General features: G+C 66.4%; 1 protein-coding gene. It reads left to right on the top strand.

The window, feature by feature from the left end; all coding sequences use genetic code 11:
- Positions 1-262 (top strand): Mur ligase family protein (locus tag SB772_RS42345; RefSeq protein ID WP_410838816.1); only part of this gene is annotated, 262 nt, incomplete at both ends.

The raw sequence follows: 262 nt of genomic DNA, 5'->3' as shown, positions 1-262 counted from the left end.
CCTGGCTGAACGCGAAGTGACCGATGCGGACGGAAACCCGTACCCCGCCGTCGTCGTGAAAGACGCCGTGCTGGCGATGGGCGCCTTGGCAGCGGAATGCGTTCGGCGCATCCGTTCAGGCCGTGAGCAGCGCGGCGAGGACTTCACGGTGGTCGGTATCACCGGCTCCGCCGGCAAGACAACCACCAAAGACCTCCTGGCCGGAGTCTTCTCCGCCGCCGGGAATACCATTGCCCCCCAAGGCTCCTACAACGGCGAGGTC

The organism is Paraburkholderia sp. SIMBA_030 (assembly GCF_046535245.1).
Classification (GTDB): Bacteria; Pseudomonadota; Gammaproteobacteria; order Burkholderiales; family Burkholderiaceae; genus Paraburkholderia.
Note: the sequence above shows the minus strand (reverse complement) of the source record. Positions and strands in the feature narration are given on the sequence as shown.